The organism is Azospirillum sp. UFLA03-27, from assembly GCF_059803775.1.
In genome coordinates this window covers 1-21890 of the sequence record NZ_JAUQTX010000052.1, presented here as the reverse complement: position 1 = coordinate 21890, position 21890 = coordinate 1, and the positions used below count along the sequence as shown (strand labels likewise).

Here is a 21890-nt window from a genome sequence, read left to right as displayed (position 1 = left end):
CCGCCCGGACCGTCAACGGCGCGCTATTTCCGACCATGTCAACATCGTCCGCGCTGGCGGATGGACAGTGGAGGCTCGTGTTTCCATGGACGTTCTACCCCTGCCCGCCGGGGAGCGGCCGCTCGGCGGCCGTTCCGACCCGGATTTCGCCTTCGCCTCGCGTGGCCGCGTCCTGAAAGCCTACGGCGTGGATGAGCGGCTGGACGTCGCCCTCGACGACCGCAGCTTCGCCGATGGCCGGTGGGAGGAGGCGCTGGACCGCGCCTTCCGCCGCCGCAAGGCCCAGGGTGTCGAGAATCCCATCCTGGTCGGCGCCGTCCCCTTCGACGGACGCCAGCACGCCCGCCTGTTCATCCCCCAGTGTTGCGGTTACGAGGACGCCGGCCGCATGGCCGCCGAACCCGACCCCGTCGCGCTGGACGCCGTCGAGGAAACGGTGGGGCGCGGCGCCTTCGAAGCGGCTGTGGCCCAAGCCATTGAACTGTTCCGCGACACCGCGTTGAAGAAGGTCGTGCTGTCGCGCCCACTCGACGTGGAGGCGCGCGAGGCCTTCGCGCCGGGCCGCCTGCTGCGCGCCCTGCTGCGGCAGAATCCCGGAGCCTACGTCTTCGCGGCCCCGGTCGCCTACGGACAGACCCTGGTGGGGGCGAGCCCGGAGCTGCTGATCCGCAAGACCGGGCGGACCGTGGTCAGCAACCCGCTGGCCGGTTCCGCCCCGCGCAGCCCGTCCGCCGAGGTGGAGCGCCAGCGCACCGCCGCCCTGATCGCTTCCATGAAGGACCGGACGGAACACCGGTACGTCGTCGATGCGGTGCGCGCGGCGCTCGCCCCCCATTGCAACCCGTTGTCCGTGCCGGACGCCCCCAGCGTGATCCGCACCCCGACCATGCTGCACCTGTCCACCGAGCTGACCGGCGAACTGGCCGATCCCGCGGTGTCGTCGCTGCGGCTCGCCCACACGCTGCACCCGACGCCGGCGATCTGCGGCACGCCGACCGGCCTCGCCCGTGACGCCATCGACCGGCTGGAGGGCTACGCCCGCAACTGGTACGGCGGCATGGTCGGATGGATGGACAGCCGGGGCAACGGCGAATGGGCGCTGTCCATCCGCTGCGGGCTGGTCCAGGGGCGGCGGCTGCGCCTCTACGCCGGGGCCGGCATCGTCGCGGACTCCGACCCTGCGGCGGAGTGGGAGGAGACGGCGGCGAAGCTGACCACCATGCTGAACCTGTTCGGCGTCGGCTCCGCCCTGCCCTCCAACGCGGACGTGCCGGTGGAGCTGGCGTCGTGACCATTCCTTTCACGCCCTGGCCTGCCGCGTTCGCGGAGCGCTACCGCGCCAAGGGTTACTGGACCGGCGACCCGCTGACCGACGTGATCGACCGCCACCGGGGCGCGGCGGCGGAGGCCACCGCGATCCTCTGCGGGGAACGCCGGTTCCGCTACGCCGACCTGCAGAGCCAGTCGCTCCGTCTGGCGGCGGCCTTCCGCGCCCGCGGCCTGCGCCCCGGTGACACCGCGCTGGTCCGCCTGCCCAACCGCGCAGAATTTTATCTGGTCTTCTTCGCCCTGCTGCGCTGCGGGGTGGTGCCGGTCAACGCGCTGAACAGCCATGGCGTCTATGAGCTGACGGCCTACGCGCGCCAGATCGAGCCGGCGCTGGCCGTGCTGCCGGCGGCGGACCAAGCTTTGGTCGCTCTGATGGTACAGACGGTCGGGCCGGAGCGGCTGCTCCTGCTCGGCGCTCCGTCCGACGACGGGATCGGCGGCTTCGCCTGGGCCGACGGCGGGGCGCTGGCGGAGGACGCCGCCGGGCCGGCCCTTGCCGCCGATCCGTCCGGCGTGGCCTTCTTCCAATTGTCCGGCGGAAGCACCGGCACGCCGAAGCTGATCCCGCGCACCCACGACGACTATCTCTACAGCGTCCGCCGCAGCGCCGAGATCTGCGGGCTGGACGGGTCCTGCTGCTTCCTCTGCGCCCTGCCGGCGCCGCACAACTTCACGCTCAGCTCACCCGGCGCGCTCGGCGTGTTCCACGCCGGCGGCACGGTGGTGATGGCCGGCGACCCCGGCCCCGCGACCTGCTTCCCGCTGATCGCGCGCCACCGCGTCACCTGGGCGGCGCTGGTCCCGCCGATGCTGTCGGTCTGGCTGGAAGCCGCCGGCAGTGCCGGGGACCTGTCCAGCCTGGAGGTTGTCCAGGTGGGCGGCGCCAAGCTCAGCCCCGCCGTCGCCGAGCGGGTGCCGGAACGGCTGGGTTGCCGTCTCCAGCAGGTCTTCGGGATGGCGGAAGGGCTGGTGAACTACACGCGGCTCGACGACGATCCTTGGACGGTGGTCAACACCCAGGGCCGCCCGATGAGCCCCGACGACGAGATCCGCATCCTCGACGCCACCGGCCACCCGGTCCCGCCCGGCGCGGTGGGAGAGCTGTGGACCCGCGGCCCCTACACCTTCCGAGGCTATTACAAGGCCGAGGCGCACAACGCCCGCGTCTTCGACGCCGAGGGTTTCTATTGCAGCGGCGATCTGGTCAGCCTGGCACCGGGCGGCAACCTCGTCGTCTGCGGACGCAACAAGGACCAGATCAACCGCGGCGGCGAGAAGATCGACGCGCAGGAGGTCGAAGACCTGCTGGCCGGCCACCCCGCGGTGGGCCACGCCGCGGTCGTCGCCATACCCGACGCGCTGATGGGCGAGCGGTCCTGCGCCTTCGTGATCGCCCCGCCCGGCACCAAGCCGTCGGAGCTGCGCCGCTTCCTGCGCGGCCAGGGGCTGGCCGACTTCAAGCTGCCCGACCGCTTCGTTTTCGTCCGGGACCTGCCCAAGACCGCCGTCGGCAAGGTCGACAAGCAGACCCTGCGCGAGCGGGCGCGCCAAGACAACGTTCTCATGGAAACGACCGCATCATGACCATCCGATCCATCGCCCCCTACGCCCTGCCCACCGCGGCGGACCTGCCGCAGGACAAGGTGTCCTGGAGCGTCGACCCCGCCCGTGCGGTCCTGCTGATCCACGACATGCAGGACTATTTCGTCGGCTTCTACGGCGCGGCGAACCCGGCCATTGTCAGCTGCATCGACCGGATCGTCCGGCTGAAGCGCCATCTGAAGGCGCTGGGCGTGCCGGTCGTCTACACGGCCCAGCCGCCGGTGCAGACCGACGCCGACCGCGGCCTGCTGAACGATATGTGGGGGCCGGGCCTGACGGCCGAGCCGGATCTGGCGGGCATCGTCGCCCCGCTGGCCCCGGACGCCGACGACCGGGTGCTGACCAAATGGCGCTACAGCGCCTTCTTCCGCGCCCCGCTGGCCGAGATGATGGCGGAGGCGGGGCGCGACCAGCTCCTGATCTGCGGGATCTACGCGCACATCGGCGTGATGCAGACGGCGCTGGACGCCTTCATGCGCGGCATCAAGCCCTTCCTGATCGCCGACGCCATCGCCGACTTCTCGCGCGAGGATCATATGATGGCGCTGCGCTACGTCGCGCGCAACGCCGGGCGGACGATCCATTCCGACAGTGTGCTGGCCGCCCCTGCGGCGGTGCTGAGCAAGGACGGGCTGCGGCGCATCCTGCTCGCCTCGCTGGACGAGGTGCCGGGGGACGACGACAACCTGATGGATTTCGGTCTGGACTCCATCGCGGTGATGCAGGTGGTGGACCGCTGGAAGGCCGCGGGCGTCGAGGTCGGCTTCGCCGAATTGGCTGCGCAGCCGAGCATCAACGGCTGGTGGGCGCTGATCGAGCCCCGGCTGGCCGCTTCCGGGCGCGTCGCGGCATGACGGACTTCGCGGGCCGGACCGCCTGGGTGACTGGCGCCGGGCAAGGGATCGGGCGGGCCGTGGCCGACCTGTTCCACGCCCGCGGCGCCATCGTCGTCGCCTTCGACCGCCACTGGCACGACAGCGGGGAGCGGCCCTACCGCGCCGTGACGCTGGACATCGCCGACGCCGACGCGGTCGCCGGAACCTGCGAGGCGTTGTTTGCCGAGGGCACGCGGATCGACGCGCTGGCCAACGTCGCCGGCATCCTGCGCATGGGACCGGTGGAGGCAACGACCGACGCCGACTGGAGCGACAGCTTCGCCGTCAACGTGGCCGGTCCCTTCCACATGATGCGGGCGGTGATCCCGGCCTTCAAAAGCGGCGGGAACGGCGGCGCCATCGTCAGCGTGTCGTCCAACGCCGCCCATGTGCCGCGGATCGGCATGGCCGCCTATGGCGCGTCGAAGGCCGCGCTGACCAGCCTGACCATGACGGTGGGGCTGGAACTGGCGCCCTACGGCGTGCGCTGCAACGTCGTTTCCCCCGGCTCCACCGACACGCCCATGCAGCGCGCGCTGTGGAGCGGGCCGGACGGTGCGGCGCAGACCATCCGGGGCAATCCCGAGCAGCACAAGCTCGGCATTCCGCTCGGCAAGCTCGCCACGCCGCGCGACGTGGCGGAGACGGTCGTCTTCCTCGCCTCCCCCGCCGCCGGCCACATCACGCTCGCCGACCTGCTGGTGGACGGCGGAGCGACGCTCGGGCGTTAGTCTTTTCATTTCAGGAACTTACCCGATGACCACCGACCAGTATGTGAACCCCTTCGACGACGAGCGTCACGACTTCCTGGCGCTGGCGAACGATGCCGGCCAATTCAGCCTGTGGCCGTGCTTTGCCGCGGTGCCGGAGGGCTGGACCGCCGTCTTCGGCCCCGCCGGGCGCGCCGCCTGCCTCGACCACATCGAGGCCGCCTGGACCGACCTCACCCCCGCCGCCGCCTGACGGCTTTTTCAGAGCATTCATGAGGACAGGGCCATGCGCATCATCCCCCTGCTGGGCACGCAACTGGGCATCTGGCTGGCGGATCAGGTCGCGGCCCGGAAGAACGCCTATGTCATCGCCCACGCCATCGAGCTGAACGGCGCCATCGACGCCGTGCGCCTGTCCCAGGCCATCCGCGACGGGCTGGCGGAGGCCGACACGGTGACCGCACGCTTCGCCGAACGGGACGGCCGCGTCGTCCAGATTCTCGGTGGCGGCAATGCGGCGGCGGAACCGGAGCGAATGGACCTGAGCGCGGCCACCGACCCGGAGGCGGCGGCGCGCGCGGTCATGGCCGACGATCTGGCCGGCGACCTGCCCGCCGACGGCGAGCGTCCGCTGTGCCGCCAGATCCTGTTCGACGTCACCGGGGCGGATGGCGCGCCGCGCTGGATCTGGTACCAGCGCTACCACCACATCATGCTGGACGGCTACAGCTTCAACGCGCTGACCCGCCGCATCGCGGATCTGTACGGCGCGTCCATGCAGGAGCGGACGCCGGCCCCCGGCCCCTTCGTCTCCGTCGCCGCGGTGGCGGAGGAGGAAGCGGCCTACCTCGCGTCCGACGCCCTGGTCCGCGACCGCGCCTATTGGAGCGCGCTGTGCCGGGACTTTCCGGCGCCGCTGACCCTCTCCGTCCAGGGCGCCAAGCCGACCGAGCAGCAGGCGACGTCGGAGGTGGTGGCCCACACCGCCGCCCTGCCCGACCCTCTGGCCCGCGCGCTCGCCGGACTGGCGGAGACTTGCGGCGTGTCGGTCGCCGACCTGACCATGGCCGGCATCGCCGTCTATCTGCACCGGTTGTCCGGCGATCCCCGCCCGGTGGTGGGCGTGCCCTTCATGCGGCGCATGGGCTCCGCCGCCGTCCATGCCATGGCGCCGGTGGTCAACGTGTTGCCGGTGCGCATCGATCTGACCGGTGCCGTCACGCTGGCCGATGCCGCCGGACGGGTGCGGGCCGCGCTGCGCGAGGCGCGCCAGCACCAGCGCTACGACGCGGAGCGCATCCCCCGCGACCTGGGTCAGGTCGGATCGGGAAAGGCGCTCTACGGCCCAGTGGTCAATTACCGCCTGTTCGATTACGACCTGGACTTCGCGGGCGTGGCGGCGATCACCCACCATCTGGCGACGGGTCCGGTGGACGACTTCGAGTTCGGACTGATGACCCGCGGCCGCGACATAGCGCTGGAATTGCGCGCCGACCGCACGCGCTACGACGCCGCTGAACTGGCCCGCCATGCCCGGCGCCTGGTCCGGCTGCTCGACGCCGCTGTGGTCGGCGCTCCGCTGGACGGCCTGCCGGTGATGGACGCCGACGAGGAAGCGGCCATCGCCACCTGGTCCAGCGGTCCCGTCTTCGACGCGCCGGAGCGCCCGGCGACCCTGGTGGAGGTTCTGGACCGCCAGTCCGCCGAGACGCCGGAGGGCACGGCGCTGGTGTTCGGCGACACCCGCATCACCTTCGCGGAGCTGTCGGGCGCGGTGTCGCGGCTGGCGCGGTTGTTGATCGCGCGCGGCGTCGGTCCCGGCGACGTGGTGGCGGTGGCGGTTCCGCGCTCCGCCGACGCGGTGGTCGCCATGCTGGCCGTGCTGGCGAGCGGCGCCACCCACCTGCCGCTGGACCTCGATTACCCGACCGAGCGGCTGGCGATGATGTGCGAGGACGCCGGGCCGCGCTGCGCGCTGACCTGGACCTCGGTGGCCGGGCGGCTCCCGGCCGGGCTGGAGGCGCTGTGCCTGGACGACGCCAATCTGCTGGCAGCCTGCGCGGCCCTGCTTGGTATTCCCGTCGCGGCGGCGGAGCGCAAGGCACCCCTGACGCCGGCCCACATCGCCACCATCATCTTCACCTCCGGCTCCACCGGGCGCCCGAAAGGGGTTATGAACACCCACGGCGCGCTGCTGAACCTGCTGCTGTCCCACACGGCGACGGTCTACGGCCCGGCGCTGGAGGCCGTGCAGCGGCGCCACGGCACCCACGTCCTGAGGGCCGCGCACACCCATTCCTTCGCCTTCGATTCCTCCTGGCTGCAGATCTTCTGGATGCTGCTGGGGCAGGAGCTTCACGTCTTCGACGAGGAGATGCGGCGCGACGCCCACGCGCTGGTGCAGGAGGTGCGGAGTCGGCGCATCGACGCCATGGACCTGCCGCCCTCCTTCTGCGCGCAGATGCTCGCCTGCGGCCTGATGGAGCCGGGCCACCATCACCCGACCCTGATCCTGATCGGCGGCGAGGCGGCCTCCCCCGCCCTGTGGACGGACCTCCGCGGCCATGCCGATCTGATGGCGGTGAACCTCTACGGCCCGACCGAGAACACGGTGGACACGCTGCGCGCCCCCGTCACCGTGGCGGAGCGGCCGGTGGTCGGGCGCCCGGTCGGCAATGTGCGGGTCCATGTGCTGGACACCCGGCTGCGCCCGGTGCCGGTCGGTGCCGTCGGCGAGCTGTACATCGGCGGCGCCGGTCTGGCGGCGGGCTATGTGGGCCGTCCGGGGCTGACCGCCCAGCGCTTCGTCGCCGATCCCGTTGGGTCCGGCGGGCGGCTCTACCGCACCGGCGATCTGGTGCGCTGGACCGACGACGGGCAGATCGACTTCATCGGGCGCGCCGACCACCAGATCAAAGTCCGCGGCTACCGCATTGAGATCCCGGAGGTCGAGGCCACCCTGCACCGCCTTCCCGGCGTGTCCGGAGCGCTGGTGGTGGCGGAGGCGGTGAACGGCAGCCACCGACTGGTCGCCTACTGCACCCTGGCCGAGGGGGCGGATCGGACGTCCCGTAATCTGCTGCACGGGCTGCGCGAGCGGCTGCCCGACTACATGGTGCCCTCGGCGCTGGTGGTGCTGGATGTCTTCCCGCTGACCGTCAATGGCAAGGTGGACCGCGCCCGTCTGCCCGCCCCGGCGGCGGAGAGCGGCGGTGCGGCCCCCGCTACCCCGGCGGAGGCGCTGCTCTGCCGCGCCATGGCGACGGTTCTGCGCTTGCCGGCGGTCGGCGCCGACGCCGATTTCTTCGCGCTCGGCGGCGACAGCATCAGCGCCATCGCGCTGGGCAGCGCCCTGCGCGCCCACGGGTTCGAGTTGCGCCCCCGCGACGTCTTCGCCGGGCGCGACCCGCGGCGCATGGCGCTCGCCCTGAAGGCGCTGACTCCAAAAAATCCCATCGTCGCGGCACAGCCCGTCGTCGATGCGACGGCGCTGAAAGGCCGTCACGGACCGGTTGCGGCGGCGGTGCCGCTGCTGCCCTTGCAGAAGGGCATGCTGTTCCAGAGCCAGCTTGGCGGAAAGGCCAGCGCCTACAACGCCTTCACCGCGCTCGACCTCGACGGGCCGCTGGACGCGGAGCGGCTGGAGCGGGCCTTCGACGCGGTGCTGCGCCGCCACCCGCAGCTTGCCGGGCTGTTCGACCATGACGGGCGCGGCGAACCGCTGCTAGTTATCCCCGCCCTGCCGGACGGCGGCGCCGGGTTGTGGCCCTTCGAACGGCACGACCTGTCGGGCATGACCCCGGAAGACCGAGCCGCGGAGCTGGCCCGCATCGAGGCCGCGGCGGCGGAGCGCGCCAACCCGACCGACCGTTTCCTGGGGTTGGTGAAGGCCATCCTCGTCCGCACCGCGCCCGACCGTCATCGGCTGCTGACCGCCGTGCATCATCTGGTGGTCGACGGCTGGTCCACGCCACTGCTGCTGCGCGACCTGCTGACCGCCTATGGGGAGGGTCCCGACGCGCTGACGCCCCTGGCCATCGGCTATCCGGCGGTGGTCCACGGCCTGCTGGCCCGCGACCTGTGCGCGAGCCGGGACGCCTGGGGCGCAACGCTGGCCGGGGCCACCCCGACCGTCCTGTTCGACCCGGCCCGGTCCGGTGGCGACGCGCCGATGGAGGAGTCGGAACTGGCCCTTCCGGCGGAGCTGACCGACGCCCTCCTCTCCCGGCTGCGGGCGGGGGGGCTGACCCTGAACGCGCTGATGCAGGCGGTGTGGGGGCTTGTGCTGAGCAATCTGGCGGGGCGCGACGACGTGCTGTTCGGCACGCCGGTCTCCGGACGCTCTGCCGCCGTTCCGGGCGTCGAGGAGCAGGTTGGCCTGTTCCTGAACACCCTGCCGGTGCGGGTGGTGCTGGACCCGGCGCAACCGCTGTGGGAACAGCTTCCGGCCATCCAGGAGCGCCACATCGCGCTGATGGAGCATGACGGCCTGGGCCTGTCGGAGCTTCAGGCGATGGCGGGCGGCGCCGCGCTGTTCGACACGCTGCTGGTCGTGGAGAACTACCCGGACAGCGGTTGCGAGTCCCTCGACCTCGGCGGCGTCCGCGTCTCCAGGGTCCACAACCGCGGCTACAGCCACTACCCGCTGGCCCTGCTGGTCCTGCCGGGCCGCGAGCTGACCCTGCTGGTGGAAAACCGCGGCGCGGTGCTCGACGCGGCGGCGCTGGCGGAGCGGGTCCGCGGCCTGCTGACCACACTGGTCCGTCACCCCGAGACGCCCGTGGCCGCCTTGCCGACCTTGACGGAGGGGGAGCGGCGGCACCTCGCCGCGGTGAACGCCACCGCGCGGGCGGTGTCCCGGACCACGCTGCGCGACCTCCTCGTCGCGCAGGCGGCGCGCACGCCGGACGCCGTCGCGCTGGTCGACGAACTGGAAAGCCTGACCTTCCGCGCGGTGCGGCGGCGGGTGACCGCTCTGGCCGGGCGGCTGCGCGCCCTTGGGGTGCGTCCCGGTGACGTGGTGGCGGTGGGCGTGCCGCGCTCCGCGTCCCTCAGCCTGTCGATCCTGGCGGTCATTGAGGCGGGAGCGGCCTATCTGCCGCTCGACCTCGGCTACCCGGTGGAGCGGCTGGCCTTCATGCTGTCCGACGCCCGCCCGCGCGTCCTGATGACCGACGCGGCCTCGCGCCCGCTGTTCGGGAACGCGGTGCCGGTGCTGTTCGTCGATGAGGGCGGCGGGGCGGTGGATAAAGCGCCTGTGCTCGCGGACGGGCTGACGCCGGAGCACCCGGCCTACATCATCTACACCAGCGGCACCACTGGACGGCCCAAGGGCGTGGCGGTGTCGCACGGCGCCATCGTCAACCGCATCCTGTGGATGCAGAACGAGTATCCCCTGGGGCTGGACGACGCGATCCTGCAGAAGACGCCCTGCGGCTTCGACGTGTCGGTGTGGGAGTTCTTCTGGTCCTTCCTGGTCGGGGCCCGGCTGGTCATGGCGCCGCCCGAGGCCCACCGCGACCCGGCGGCTCTGGTCCGGCTGATCGAGGATCACCGCATCACCACGATCCACTTCGTGCCGTCGATGCTGGCCCTCTTCACCGCCAACGTGATCGAAAGCCAAGGCCCCGATGCCGCGGTCTGCACCAGCCTGACCCGCGTCTTCTGCAGCGGGGAGGCGCTCGGGCGGGGCCTGTCGCGCGCCTTCACTGACCGCTTCGCCGCGGCGCTGCACAACCTCTACGGCCCGACCGAGGCGGCGGTGGACGTCACCTATTGCCCGGCCTCGGCCGCCTGGATCGAGGGGGACGGCGGCGTTCCCATCGGCCGGCCGGTGTGGAACACGCAGCTCCGCATCCTCGATCACGCCCTGCGCCCGGTCCCGCCGGGCGCGGTGGGGGAGCTGTATCTGTGCGGCGACCAACTCGCCATCGGCTATCTCGAACGGCCCGGCCTGACCGCGTCGCGCTTCGTCGCAGATCCCTTCGATCCGGGACGGCGCATGTACCGCACGGGCGACCTCGCCCGCTGGCTGCCGGACGGCGCGGTCGAGTATCTGGGCCGCACCGACCATCAGGTGAAGATCCGCGGCCAGCGCATCGAGCTGGGTGAGATCGAAAGCGTGCTGGCTGCCCTGCCCGGCGTGGCCCAGGCGGTGGTGACCGCCGCGGAGCTGGGCGGAGGCGCATCCGAACCCGGCATGGACCGGCGGCAACTCGTCGCCTATCTCGTCCCGGCGATGGACCATGCGCTGGACGAGGCGGCCCTCCGCGCCGTCCTGCAAGACAGGCTGCCGCCGCACATGCTGCCCGCCGCCTATGTGACGCTGGCCGCCCTGCCCCTGTCGCCGAACGGCAAGCTGGACCGCAAGGCCCTGCCCCTGCCCGCGGTGGGCGCCCAGGCGGCCTCGTCGGGCCGTCCACCGGCGCCGGGACTGGAAAGCCGTCTGGCCGCCATCTTTGCCGAACTGCTGGAGTTGGAGCGGATCGGCGCGGACGACGATTTCTTCGCCATCGGCGGCCATTCGCTGCTGGCGATGCGGCTGGCGGCACGCATCCGCCGCGACCTGGGACAGCCGGTGGCGGTCAGCCAGATCATGGTCGCCCCCACCGTCGCCCGGCTGGCCGCCCTGCTGTCCGAAGCGGGCGGGCGGGACGAGCCGGAGAATCTCGGTTTCGCGCCGGTGATCCGCCTGCGCGACGGGGCGGGGCCGCCGCTGATCTGCCTCTATCCGGGGTCCGGCCTGTCCTGGCAGTACAGCGTGCTGTCGCGTTACGTGAGCGGCGACCGGCCCATCGTCGGCCTGCAATCGCCGCGCCCCAACGGTCCGCTGGCGCTCAGCGCCGACCTCGACGAGCTGTGCGACCGCCAGCTCGCTATCCTGCGCGAGGTGCAACCGAAGGGTCCCTACCATCTGCTGGGCTATTCGCTGGGCGGCACGGTCGCCTATGGGCTGGCGGTGCGGCTGCGGCGGATGGGGGAGCGGGTGGACTTCCTCGGCCTGCTCGACACCTATCCGGCGGAGGCCCACGACTGGAGCGGTCTTGGCCGCACCGACGCCGATCAGGCGGCGGAACGCGAGCAGGAACAGTTCCTCGGCGACGCCCTGGCTGACGTGATGGACGAGGATCTGCGGCGGGAGAAGGTGGAGATGTTCGGTCACATCTTCGGCAACTACAAGGACGCCGTCCGGGTTCTCTCGAAGGCCCGCACCCCCGTTTACGACGGCGAATTGACGCTGTTCGTGGCGGAGAAGTCGATCCCGCCGGACATCGACCCCGAGGGAAGCTGGACGGGCCGCGTCGGGCGCCTGTCCGTCCATCGCCTGTCCCACTGCTCGCACGAGGACATCATCGCCCCGGCGTCCCTGCGGATCGTCGGCCCCCTGCTCGACCGGGTTATCGCCACGGCGATGGCTGACGTGGAACCGGTCCGTGCCGCGGTGGGTGGATGACGGTGTGGACCTCCCCTTCCCTTCTGCCCTTGGGGCGTGGGGCGTTCGGCGGAAAGGAAGGGCGATTGAGGCGCCTGATGCTCATAGGAATGGTGATGACGGCTCTGAACGCCTGCACCGGGGTGCCGGACGGCGCCCCTCTGCTCCTCGACGTTCCCGTGTCCGGCATGGAGCGCAGCGCCGTTCACCCCTTGGACCTCGACGATGGCGATTATGTGGAAGGCGTGCTCGATTCCGGAACGGACGCGGCGGAGCTGCGGCTGATCGACCGGGACGGACGCCCTGTCCGGCTGCTGCTGAACGGCACGGCGGGACGGGAGGTTTTCCGTTTCGTCGCTGGACCCGGCACCGCGGCGCTGCGGGTCACGCTGCGTGGGGCCGGAAGCTATCGACTGGCGCTGACCCGCCGCATCGCCGTGGTCGACCAGCACCCCGTCCTTCAGGGGCATCTGAGCCCAACCATCGCCGCGTTGGCGGAAACGGTGAAAAACGGCGGCGGAACCGAGGCCTTCTGGCAGGACATCGCCCGGCGCGGCACGCCCTTGGTAGAGCCGATGATGGGCGCGACGGGAACGGACCGGGTCATGATGACCTTCCTGGCGCGGGGCGCCCGCCGCAATGTGCGCCTGCTCGGCGGTCCGACCTCCAACCATGAAAATCTTGAACGGCTGGGCCGGAGCGACGTCTGGTACAAGAGCTTCATCGTCCCCTCCTCCACCCGCCTGTCCTACCAGATCGCGCCGGACGTGCCGGACTTTCCCGGAACCTGCCGCGAATGCCGGATGGCGATCCTGGCGCAGCTTCAGGCCGATCCCCTGAACCGCCATCCCTGGCCGGTGGACGCACCCGACCCCTACAATCAGGTTTCCCTGGTGGAACTGCCTGGCGCCCCGCTCCAGCCCGGACTGGAAGGCGGTTGGATCGAGCCGGCGGGGCGGCTCATCGCCGAACGCTTCACCAGCCGCACCCTCGGGAACACGCGCGACGTCGCGGTCTACGCGCCGCCCGGCGTCGATCCGAAGGGGAAGGACACCGTCCTGCTGCTGTTGTTCGACGGGCCGGACTATCTCGACCGGCACGCGCCGGTCCCGATGATGCTCGACCAGTTGACCGGCGATGGCCGCCTGCCGCCGACCATCGCCGTCTTCATTGCCAACCCTACGGCCGAAGCACGGGAACGCGAACTGCCGGCCAATCCCGCTTTCGCCGCGATGCTCGCCGACGAGCTTCTCCCCTGGTTGAGAGAGCGGATGGGCATCCGTTCCCGCCCCGACCGCACGGTTCTGGCCGGGTCCAGCTATGGTGGACTGGCGGCGGTGTCCGCGGCGCTGGCCCATCCGGAGCGGTTCGGAAACGCGCTTTCCATGTCCGGCTCCTTCTGGTGGCATCCGGCCGACGCGTCGGCGGACCGCCCGGAACATATGGCTGGTCTGGTGGCATCGCGCGATCGTCGTCCGGTGCGCTTTTTTCTCAGTGCCGGCTTGTTTGAATCCGGAAGCGACGGTGAGATCGGCATCCTTGAAAGCTCCCGCCATCTGCGGGATGTGCTGGAGGCCAAAGGCTACAAGGTCGCCTATCGCGACTATGCCGCCGGGCACGACCGGTTCGCATGGCGCGGCGCCCTTGGCGACGGTTTGTTGGCATTGTTCGGGCGCTGAAGCAACGGTTCCGGTGCGGCCGATTTTGCGCAACCCACGAGTTGCCTGAGCTGCGCCTGTGTCTCGGGCGCTTTCATGACGCTCTCGACATGTTCCCTGGATCCCCATTGGGTTTGGTTCACGACTCTCCGGCCGTCGAGGCGGCTGTGGATGGAGAGCGGTGGGAAGCCGGGTTGGCGGCCGAGACGTGACATGCCGGGCGAAAAAGTGAAGCGCCAAGCGTGGAAAGTCCAATGGTGCGCTGCGGCATCCGATGCGCAGGGAATGCTGTTGTATTCATAAGTTTCAACAAAGACATCGAAGAAATAAAAAAGAATCCTAGCAGGAAAAATTCCGCCTTTGCGCGGATAATTATCAAAGTTATGCTCGTCTTTGGAAACGTCAAGACATAGAATACATTTGTAATACTGCGTAGAACACTAACCATCACACGATGGAGAGGCGCGATGATCATACTGCGATCGGGAGTGGTCGACTCCCTGTTCCGGAATGCGGCGGGGCCGGGGTGGATCGGTGGAGTGCATTGCCTGCAGCGGAATGTGGAGTGCGTTCCCTGCAAGATCGGCAACGACCGCTATCTGATACGCTTCAACATCCCGTACTTCCTGACGCAGCACGAGCCCTACGAGAGCATCCTGCTCGAAACCCGGGATGGGGGCGTGTTCATTCCCAAATTGGAGCATCGCTACATCGACATAATCAGTGCCGATGGCGCGTTGACTCAGAATTTGTGCAGCGTCAAGGATCTTTCGTCCATCCCCAATCCCGGCGAATTCATTAAAACTCTGCAAGATGCGGTGGTTTTGTATTACAGAAATTACCCAAATGCTAACCAGTTCTTTTTCATGTTCAGTCATGAGGCGAAGGAAATACTTCTGAAGACGGTTACCAGCATTTCGGAGGAATTGTCGGGGAAATTCCGCATCGAACCCCACACCGATCTCAAGGAGCCGCTGTACGGTTTCTCGATCACGTCCGATGCCCTCTGATAAGAAGGATTCGTTTCATGAAGACGTATTCGATCAAGTATTTCACCATCACCGTCATCGGGGCCAACGAGGGCTACACGGACCAGATCTACGCGAATGGCAACCAGCAGTGCTCGGTGGCAATCAATGTGCAGAAACAGGTCTACGATGACTCGACCGGAAGCTACACCACCGTGCCGCTGTCGCAGAGCGAGAAGAACAGCATCACCGTGTGCATGTACTCCTCGGACATCAATGCCCCCCTCCCCTCGGGCTGGTCGTGCGACACGAGCAAGAATCAATATGATTCGGGACTGCGGGGGCAGGGTTACTCGGCCTCGCTCCGCTCGCTGAACGATGGGGAGGCGTCCAGTCGGACGCAGACCTGGGATTCGATCACGCGCTACATCCGCTGCGGCACGTCGGTCACGCCGCTGCAGAACTATCAGTTCATGGCTCGCATCACGCTCGACAACGGCAAGACCTATACGACGCACTACGATGACGGCAATGTGAGCTTCGAGTCCAAGATCACCATTTGCCCGCAGCGTCCTTATGCCATTCGCGTCAGCGAACTGGCCGCGCGCCGCGACGATCCTTACAATTACGAATATGCGAAGGGAAAGTACGTCGACGTGGACGTCTATTACTGGACGCTTCCGAACAATCTCAAAATCATGTCCGACTATTTTAGCGGACAGGGCTATGCCACGCCCAAGCTGGTGTGGGCGTATGCCAAGAACGACAGCAATTTCTTCATGGGGATGGCGATGCACCACGATGTGACGTCGCTGACGCTGGGCGACATCGGGCATCTGCCGTCCAACGTCGATCCGGCAACCAACATCAACATCAGCGTCGGTGCCAACATGATGCGGGGGGTTCGCTACCTGCGCACCGACACCTCCAGCGGGCTCTACGACAATCTCTTGCACTGGAGCATCACCGACAATCTCGGCTGCGTCAGCCGCTTCGTGCTCAAAAGCAATCCGAGCGATTCGGGCAACACCCTGCTCCTTGAGCAGGCCTGAGACGAGCTGAGCGGACGCCTTTCCCGGCGATCCTTCAGCCGCCGCATCCGGGAAACACGCCGGCGACCGGGCGTGGTTGGTGGACCGCGCCAACCACGTCCCCGCATCCGACCTTTCCCGATCCGCGCCCAATCAGCGAGGGGGACGACATGAGCAACGACGTCTATTCCAACGCGTTCAATTTCCAGTCCAATCAGAGCGGAAAGGTCGATCTGCGGACGGGGCAATACAGTGCCCGGATCCATTTGACGACGTTGCGTCCGGAAGGCGGGGGCGGAGACGGGAAAGGCGGCGAAGCCAAGCGCGAGGTCGCGTTGACCTTCTCCATGATGAAGGCGGGCAATGACGGTTACGGGATCGGCTGGTCCCTTGGAATCAGCGAGTTCGACCTGAAGACCTCGCAACTCCGGCTCGCTACCGGGGAACGGTTCCAGGGCGACCCGCTGCCTCCGCCGGGAAACCTCCTGAGTTTCCGGGACAAGAAGCTGAGAAACATCGAGGTGAGGCGAAGCGATGCCGATACGCTCCTTATCCTCAGCAGCGAGGGAACGACGGAGACGCTGACCCGTCCGGTTGCCGGCGGCCCTTACAAGACGACGGGGCTGAGTTTCGCCAACGGTGAGAGGTTCGTCTTCGAATACACGTCCGGGGGATGGCTGTCGCGGATACGGAACGCCACCACGGGAACCGAATTCCTCAGCCTGTCCTACGGCGGCGGCGGCCCCTCCCGCGCCCGGTCCGTCGCTTCGGCCGGCCGGGTGGCGGAAATCGCCTTCATGGTCGTCAACAACCTGATCCAGCGGGTGACCGTTCCCTACGACAACACCGGCGGCACCGCCAATCCCGGCACCCAGGCGGTGTTCGTCTACCAATATCTCCGCTTCGCCGCCGGGTATTACGGAATCACCCGTATCGACAACCCGATGGGGGGCAGCGAGACGATCGCCTACCAGGAGCGGGGACACTCCTATTACAACGGAACCTATCTGCCCTTCGTGACGCGCTGGGAACGCATTCCGGCGGCCGGGCAGCCGAGTTCGGTGCGGCGCTACGCCTACAGTCCCACCACCAACTTCACCGGCTATCCCTATTCCGGGGGCTTCACCGCCGGCACTGACAACCTGTACCGCGTCTCCGGCACCTACGAATACTGGTCGGAGGAGAGCGTCGTCGATTCCAACGCCGGCAACGCGGTGATGTCCAGCACGCGCACCGCGTTCAACAAGTTCCACCTCACGACTTCGACCGTGGTCCGGCAGGGGGAGGCGACGACCACGACGGCCATGCTTTACAACGACGTTCCGGGAAAGCCGTTTTCCGAGCAGCCCGCCAACCTTCAGCTGGTCCGGGAGACGACGGTGACCTACGCCACCGCGTCGTCTGGAGCGCGGAGCGAAAAGACCAGGATAGAAACCGACGAGTTCGGGAACGACCTGAGCCGGCTGGAACCGACGGGGATCATGACGCAGTGGGACTATTACCCGGTCGGTGGCGAGTCCGGCCGCTGCCCGGCGGACCCGCTGGGGCTGTTCGTGCGGTTCCGCAAGCGGGAGCGCATCGTCCCCGCTGGCAGCGGGTCGGTCCGGCAGACCGATTTCCAATATCTGCAGTTCCCCCGCCTCGGCAACGGCTATCTCGTCCTGCCGCGGACCAGCACGACCAGCGCCGACGTCACAACCTCCGCCACCTACTTTGACGATCCGTCCAAGCCGACGCTCCACGGCCGGATCCGGACGCAGGACGTGGCGATCGGCGGTCGCACCACCACCTGCCAGTACGCCTATCAGGCCGGCTCGGCGGACGTCACGGAGACCTGCACCACCATCGGCCATGACGGAACCCGCAGCGACACCGTTCACCGCTATTGCCCGGCGGTCGACCTGACCCTCGAAGTCCGCAAATCCGACGGGGTGGCGATCCGCTACGACTACGACGTCATGGGCCGCGTGACGGCGGAGACCGCGGCCCCCGGCACGGCGAGCGCGGCGGCCCGGCATTACGAGTATTCCTATGCCGCACAGGGCGTCCAAGCCCGGGTGACGGTCACGGATGCCGGCGGCAACCGGTTCGTCAGCCGGTTCGACGGCCTCGGCCGCGAGGTGTCCGCCGCCCAGCTCGTCGGCGGAACCACGGAGCGTCGGATGCGCGCGACGGTCTACGACCGCTTCGAACGCAAGGCGTCGGACACGGTGTTCGACCAGGTCGACGGCACGGAACTCACCCTGGTCACCAGCTACGCCTACGACGACTGGAACCAGGTGGCGCGGACAACGAACCCCGACGGCAGCGTTTCGCTGTCGCGGCGCGACCCGGTCGGGAACACGCTGACCACGGGGGTCCAGGGGCTCAACACCACCGTCAACAGCTACAACGCCTTCAACCAGGTGGCCTCCGTCACCCAGGTCGGGCGTTCCGGCAGCCGCCTGCAGACGCTGACCCGGCGTTACGACGGCTTCGGCCGCTGCGTCGGGGTGACCGACGTCGACGGCCATGTCACCGAATACGACTACGACGCGTTCGACCGCGTCAGCGTGACGCGCGCCCGACCGGCGGACGGCACCGCCGCCCGCACCACGACGGTGACCTACGCTCCGCACACCAGCGCGGAGCTGGTGGCGTCGATGGCGGTCAACGGCATCACGCTGGGCAGCCGCGCCTACGACGGGCTGGGGCGCCTGCTGTCGGAAAGCCGGGCGGGGATGGCGGCGTCGACCTTCGCGTATGATGGCGGCGCCACGCGGCCGTCCCGCAAGGTGACGCCGGCGAACGTCACCCTCACCTACCGCTACGACGCCGCCATCGACGCCGTGACCGCGGTCAGCCGCCAGCAGCAGTCCGTCAACGATTTCCAGTACGATCCGGTCAGCGGCCAGCCGCTGCGCGCCCAAAACGCCGCCGCGAGGCGGAGCTACGGCTATGACGGCCAGGGTTACCCGACGACGGAAACGGTGACGCTCGGCGGCGCGTCCTCCGTGTGCCGCTACACCCACTCGCCGGCCGGCCGCCTGCTCCGGACCGAGGCCCCGTCCGGTGACATCGAGGTCCGCCGCTACGATTCGGCCGGCCGCGTGCGCGAGATCGTCAACGGCTCCGCCACCATCCAGCAGACCTACGACGCCTTCGGCCGGCTGGCCGGCAATCAGGTGACTCAGGACGGGACGACCATCGCCACGACGGTGGAGTACGACGATTTCGGCCGGGAGCAGACCCGGACCTTCCGTCTGGGCGGTGCTGTCCTGTCGAGCGTGCAGCGCGGCTACCACCCCAACGGCACCCTGGCGAACCGGACGACGCGGGACGGCGCCAACGCGATCCTCAGCCAGGAGACCTTCGCCTACGACGCCTATTCCCGTCTGCTCGTCTATGGCTGCTCCGGCAGCCGTTTCCCCAGCGACAGCCGGGGCCGGGAGATCGCGCAGCAGAGCTTCTGGCTCGACGCGCTCGACAACATCACCTCGGTGGTGACCCGCTTCCGCGACGGCACGGTCAACACCAGCACCCGCGTCTACAACCCCGCGATCCCGAGCCAACTGCAACGGATCGACGACAGCCTGCCGGCGGCGCAGCGGGTTCTCAAATACGACGCCAACGGCAACCTGATCGATGACGGGGCCGGGCGGACCTTCGCCTACGACGACTTCAACCATCTGACGGACTGCTCGCGGTCGGGCTCCTATCTCTACGACGCCGAAGGCCGGCTGATCCGCCAGGCGATTGCCGACGCGCAGCCGCTCGACCTGCATTACGCCAGCGGCAGCCTCGCCGAGGAGAGCCAGGGAACGGCGTCGGTGCGGTACCGGCGCGACAAGGAGGCGGTCCGCGGCCGGACCCGGCGCACGTCCGGCGGGAGCCCGGCCGAAAGCGAGCTGTACGCCGTCGACCCGTCCGGCTCCGTCGCCGCCGCCGTCGAGGCGGGCGACCGGGTTCTTGGCCGGATGTACACGCCCTACGGCGAATCGGGTCAGCCGGGCGTCAACCCGGCGACCCCGCTGATCGAACGCCAGCGCATCGCCTTCAACGGCGAGCGGTTCGACGCGATGGCCAACCTCTACCACCTCGGCCACGGGCGGCGCGCCTACAGCCCGGAGCTGATGATGTTCCTCACCCCCGATCCGCTGGCGCCGTTCTCCGGCGGCGGATTCAGCTGCTACGCCTACTGCAAGGGCGACCCCATCAACCGCGCCGATCCCTCCGGGCTGTTGAGCAGCCTGTGGAATCTCATCATCTCGGTCGCCGCGCTGGTGGCCGCGCTCGTCATCGCCGTCGTCGCCGTGGCGGCGGCCGTTCCGACGGGCGGTGCCTCCCTCTTCTCCATGGCGGGCGCCTTCGCCCTGTTCAACGCGGCCGGCGCCATCACCGGCCTCGCCGGCGCCACCCTCGGCGTCGCCAGCGCCGCCATGACCGTGGACGACGAGAGGACCGGCCAGCACCGGGAAGGGACGATCCGCACGCTGGGGATCATCTCGACCATCCTGGGAGCGGCGGCGATGGTGATGTCGGTGGGGGCGGGAGTCTGGAAGGGGCTGTTGACCTCGCAGAAATTCTCGCCCTACCTGACCCGCGGCGCCCGTTTCTTCTCCCGGCCGGCCGCCGGCGACTACGCGCCGCTGGTGCGGTTCAGCTCGACCGCGGGGGACGTCGTTCAGATCGGTCCGATGTCGGGCGGTCAGCTCCTTGGGCGCAGCGCGCTGTCCGGAATGGGCCAACTCCTCGGCTACGACAAGGCGGCCATCCTGGCGGTGACCGGGTTCGCCAATTTCGGCCTGGGAGCAACGACGCTGGCGCTCGGCATCGTCGACATCGTCGGGGCCGGCAGCGGTGCGGACACCGGCGGCGCCAACGGCAACGGCCAGCGCGAAACGCCGCTGGACAACGGGAGCACGCCATCGTCGGCGTCGGCGCAGCCCTACCAGCCGGTCACCGGCCGGTACGAGGACACGATCACCCGGAACGGCTCGTTCAACACTGAGTTCCGCAAGCAGGCGGAGGAGATCCGCGGACCCTTCAGCCGCCAGCTCTACTACGGCCGCCAGGGATGATCACGCCGATGACGACGGCCGGGCGTGTCGCCATCCTCGGGATGGCGGGCTTCTTTCCCGGCGGGGCCGCCTTCCCCGACACCCTGTGGGAGGCGCTGCTCGCCGGTCGCGACCTGATCGAGGAGGTGCCGCCGGAACGTTGGCGGGTGAACTCCTTCCACCGGCCGACTCCCTCCGGGGAGCCGGCGGGCCGCGATTTCCTCCATCCCAGCCGGTGGGGCGGCTTCCTGCGTGGCATCGACCGGTTCGACGCGGCCTTCTTCGGCATCGCCCCCCGCGAGGCCGAAGCGATGGACCCGGCCCAGAGGCTTCTGCTGAAGGCGACGTGGCGGTGCTGGGAGGACGCGGGCCTCGCCGCCGCCGACTGGCGGGAGCGGCCGGTTGGCGTCTTCGTCGGCGGCTTCACCCAGGACTATCAGCTCCTTCAGCTGGGCGACCCCGAGGACCCGCCGGTTTCGCCGCACACCGCGACCGGCGTGATGCAGACGCTGCTGTCCAACCGGATCTCCCATTGCTTCCACTTAACCGGCCCGAGCATGACCATCGACACGGCCTGCTCGTCGTCCCTGGTGGCGCTGCATCTGGCGGTTGAAAGCCTGCGCCGCGGCGAATGCGAGCTTGCCCTGGTGGGGGCGGCCCAACTGCAGCTGGCCCCCCACTACACCGCGATCGAGGGAAGGGCCGGGCTCCTGTCGCCGTCCGGACGCTGCCGCGCCTTCGACCATCGGGCCGACGGCTATGTCCGGGCGGAGTCCGTCGCGATGGTTCTCCTGTCCCCGCTCGACATGGCGGTGCGGCGCGGCTGGCGGCGGCGGGCGGAGGTGGTGAGCACCGCGGTCAACCACAACGGGCCGGTGACGGGCGTGACGCTGCCCGACCCGGCGGCGCAGATACGGCTGGTGACGGCCGCCCTGGAGCAGGGCGGGCTGTCGCCCGACGCGGTCGGGTACGTCGAGGCCCACGGCACCGGCACGCGTGCGGGCGACCGGGCCGAGGCCGGCGCCCTGGCGGGCGTGTTCGGCGGCCGGCGCTCCGGCCCGTTGTGGATCGGGTCCGTCAAGGCGAACATGGGGCACGCGGAGGCGGCGGCGGGAATGGCCGGCCTGTTCAAGACGGTCCTCAGCCTCTCGCACCGGCGGATCCCGCCCCACCTGCATTGGCAGCGGGACCCGGACGGGCTCGACCCTGTCTCTTATACACATCTCCGAGCCCACGAGACTATAAC

At 69.3% G+C, this 21890-nt stretch carries 11 protein-coding genes; all 11 read left to right on the top strand.

Features of this window, described 5'->3' with window-relative positions; all coding sequences use genetic code 11:
- Positions 1-85 precede the first annotated feature (85 nt).
- Positions 86-1291 carry an isochorismate synthase gene (locus tag Q4I23_RS10680; RefSeq protein ID WP_498526214.1) on the top strand — a complete coding sequence of 402 codons (1206 nt, stop codon included), beginning with the start codon at positions 86-88 and terminating at the stop codon, positions 1289-1291.
- A complete protein-coding gene (locus tag Q4I23_RS10675; protein WP_498526213.1) occupies positions 1288-2913 on the top strand; it encodes a (2,3-dihydroxybenzoyl)adenylate synthase in 1626 nt (541 codons plus the stop codon). Before Q4I23_RS10680 ends, Q4I23_RS10675 begins: the two co-directional genes overlap by 4 nt.
- Positions 2910-3785: an isochorismatase family protein gene (locus tag Q4I23_RS10670; RefSeq protein ID WP_498526212.1), complete on the top strand. Its 876-nt coding sequence runs from the start codon at positions 2910-2912 to the stop codon at positions 3783-3785. Before Q4I23_RS10675 ends, Q4I23_RS10670 begins: the two co-directional genes overlap by 4 nt.
- Positions 3782-4537, top strand: a complete 756-nt coding sequence (gene dhbA, locus Q4I23_RS10665; protein WP_498526211.1) for a 2,3-dihydro-2,3-dihydroxybenzoate dehydrogenase — start codon at positions 3782-3784, stop codon at positions 4535-4537. Before Q4I23_RS10670 ends, dhbA begins: the two co-directional genes overlap by 4 nt.
- Positions 4538-4562: 25 nt before the next feature.
- The gene (locus Q4I23_RS10660) at positions 4563-4769 is read left to right on the top strand and encodes an MbtH family protein (RefSeq protein ID WP_454019817.1); all 207 of its coding nucleotides are present in this window, start codon (positions 4563-4565) and stop codon (positions 4767-4769) included.
- Positions 4770-4802: 33 nt separating this feature from the next.
- The gene (locus Q4I23_RS10655; protein ID WP_498526210.1) at positions 4803-11969 is read left to right on the top strand and encodes an amino acid adenylation domain-containing protein; all 7167 of its coding nucleotides are present in this window, start codon (positions 4803-4805) and stop codon (positions 11967-11969) included.
- 95 nt (positions 11970-12064) lie between these two features.
- Positions 12065-13627 carry an alpha/beta hydrolase-fold protein gene (locus Q4I23_RS10650; RefSeq protein ID WP_498526209.1) on the top strand — a complete coding sequence of 521 codons (1563 nt, stop codon included), beginning with the start codon at positions 12065-12067 and terminating at the stop codon, positions 13625-13627.
- A 446-nt stretch (positions 13628-14073) separates the two neighbouring features.
- The gene (locus tag Q4I23_RS10645) at positions 14074-14616 is read left to right on the top strand and encodes a hypothetical protein (RefSeq protein WP_498526208.1); all 543 of its coding nucleotides are present in this window, start codon (positions 14074-14076) and stop codon (positions 14614-14616) included.
- Positions 14617-14633: 17 nt separating this feature from the next.
- Complete coding sequence (locus Q4I23_RS10640) at positions 14634-15626, top strand: hypothetical protein (protein WP_498526207.1); 993 nt, start codon at positions 14634-14636, stop codon at positions 15624-15626.
- Positions 15627-15775: 149 nt separating this feature from the next.
- Entirely contained in the window at positions 15776-20665 is a 4890-nt protein-coding gene (locus tag Q4I23_RS10635; RefSeq protein WP_498526206.1) for an RHS repeat-associated core domain-containing protein, read from the top strand.
- 8 nt (positions 20666-20673) lie between these two features.
- Positions 20674-21890 (top strand): beta-ketoacyl [acyl carrier protein] synthase domain-containing protein (locus Q4I23_RS10630; RefSeq protein WP_498526205.1); only part of this gene is annotated, 1217 nt, incomplete at its 3' end.

Bases quoted from the DNA above. Each gene is read 5' to 3' on its own strand.
- Q4I23_RS10680 (WP_498526214.1), top strand. From the start codon at position 86: ATGGACGTTCTACCCCTGCCCGCCGGGGAGCGGCCGCTCGGCGGCCGT.
- Q4I23_RS10670 (WP_498526212.1), top strand. From the start codon at position 2,910: ATGACCATCCGATCCATCGCCCCCTACGCCCTGCCCACCGCGGCGGAC.
- dhbA (WP_498526211.1), top strand. From the start codon at position 3,782: ATGACGGACTTCGCGGGCCGGACCGCCTGGGTGACTGGCGCCGGGCAA.
- Q4I23_RS10660 (WP_454019817.1), top strand. From the start codon at position 4,563: ATGACCACCGACCAGTATGTGAACCCCTTCGACGACGAGCGTCACGAC.
- Q4I23_RS10655 (WP_498526210.1), top strand. From the start codon at position 4,803: ATGCGCATCATCCCCCTGCTGGGCACGCAACTGGGCATCTGGCTGGCG.
- Q4I23_RS10650 (WP_498526209.1), top strand. From the start codon at position 12,065: ATGACGGCTCTGAACGCCTGCACCGGGGTGCCGGACGGCGCCCCTCTG.
- Q4I23_RS10645 (WP_498526208.1), top strand. From the start codon at position 14,074: ATGATCATACTGCGATCGGGAGTGGTCGACTCCCTGTTCCGGAATGCG.
- Q4I23_RS10640 (WP_498526207.1), top strand. From the start codon at position 14,634: ATGAAGACGTATTCGATCAAGTATTTCACCATCACCGTCATCGGGGCC.
- Q4I23_RS10635 (WP_498526206.1), top strand. From the start codon at position 15,776: ATGAGCAACGACGTCTATTCCAACGCGTTCAATTTCCAGTCCAATCAG.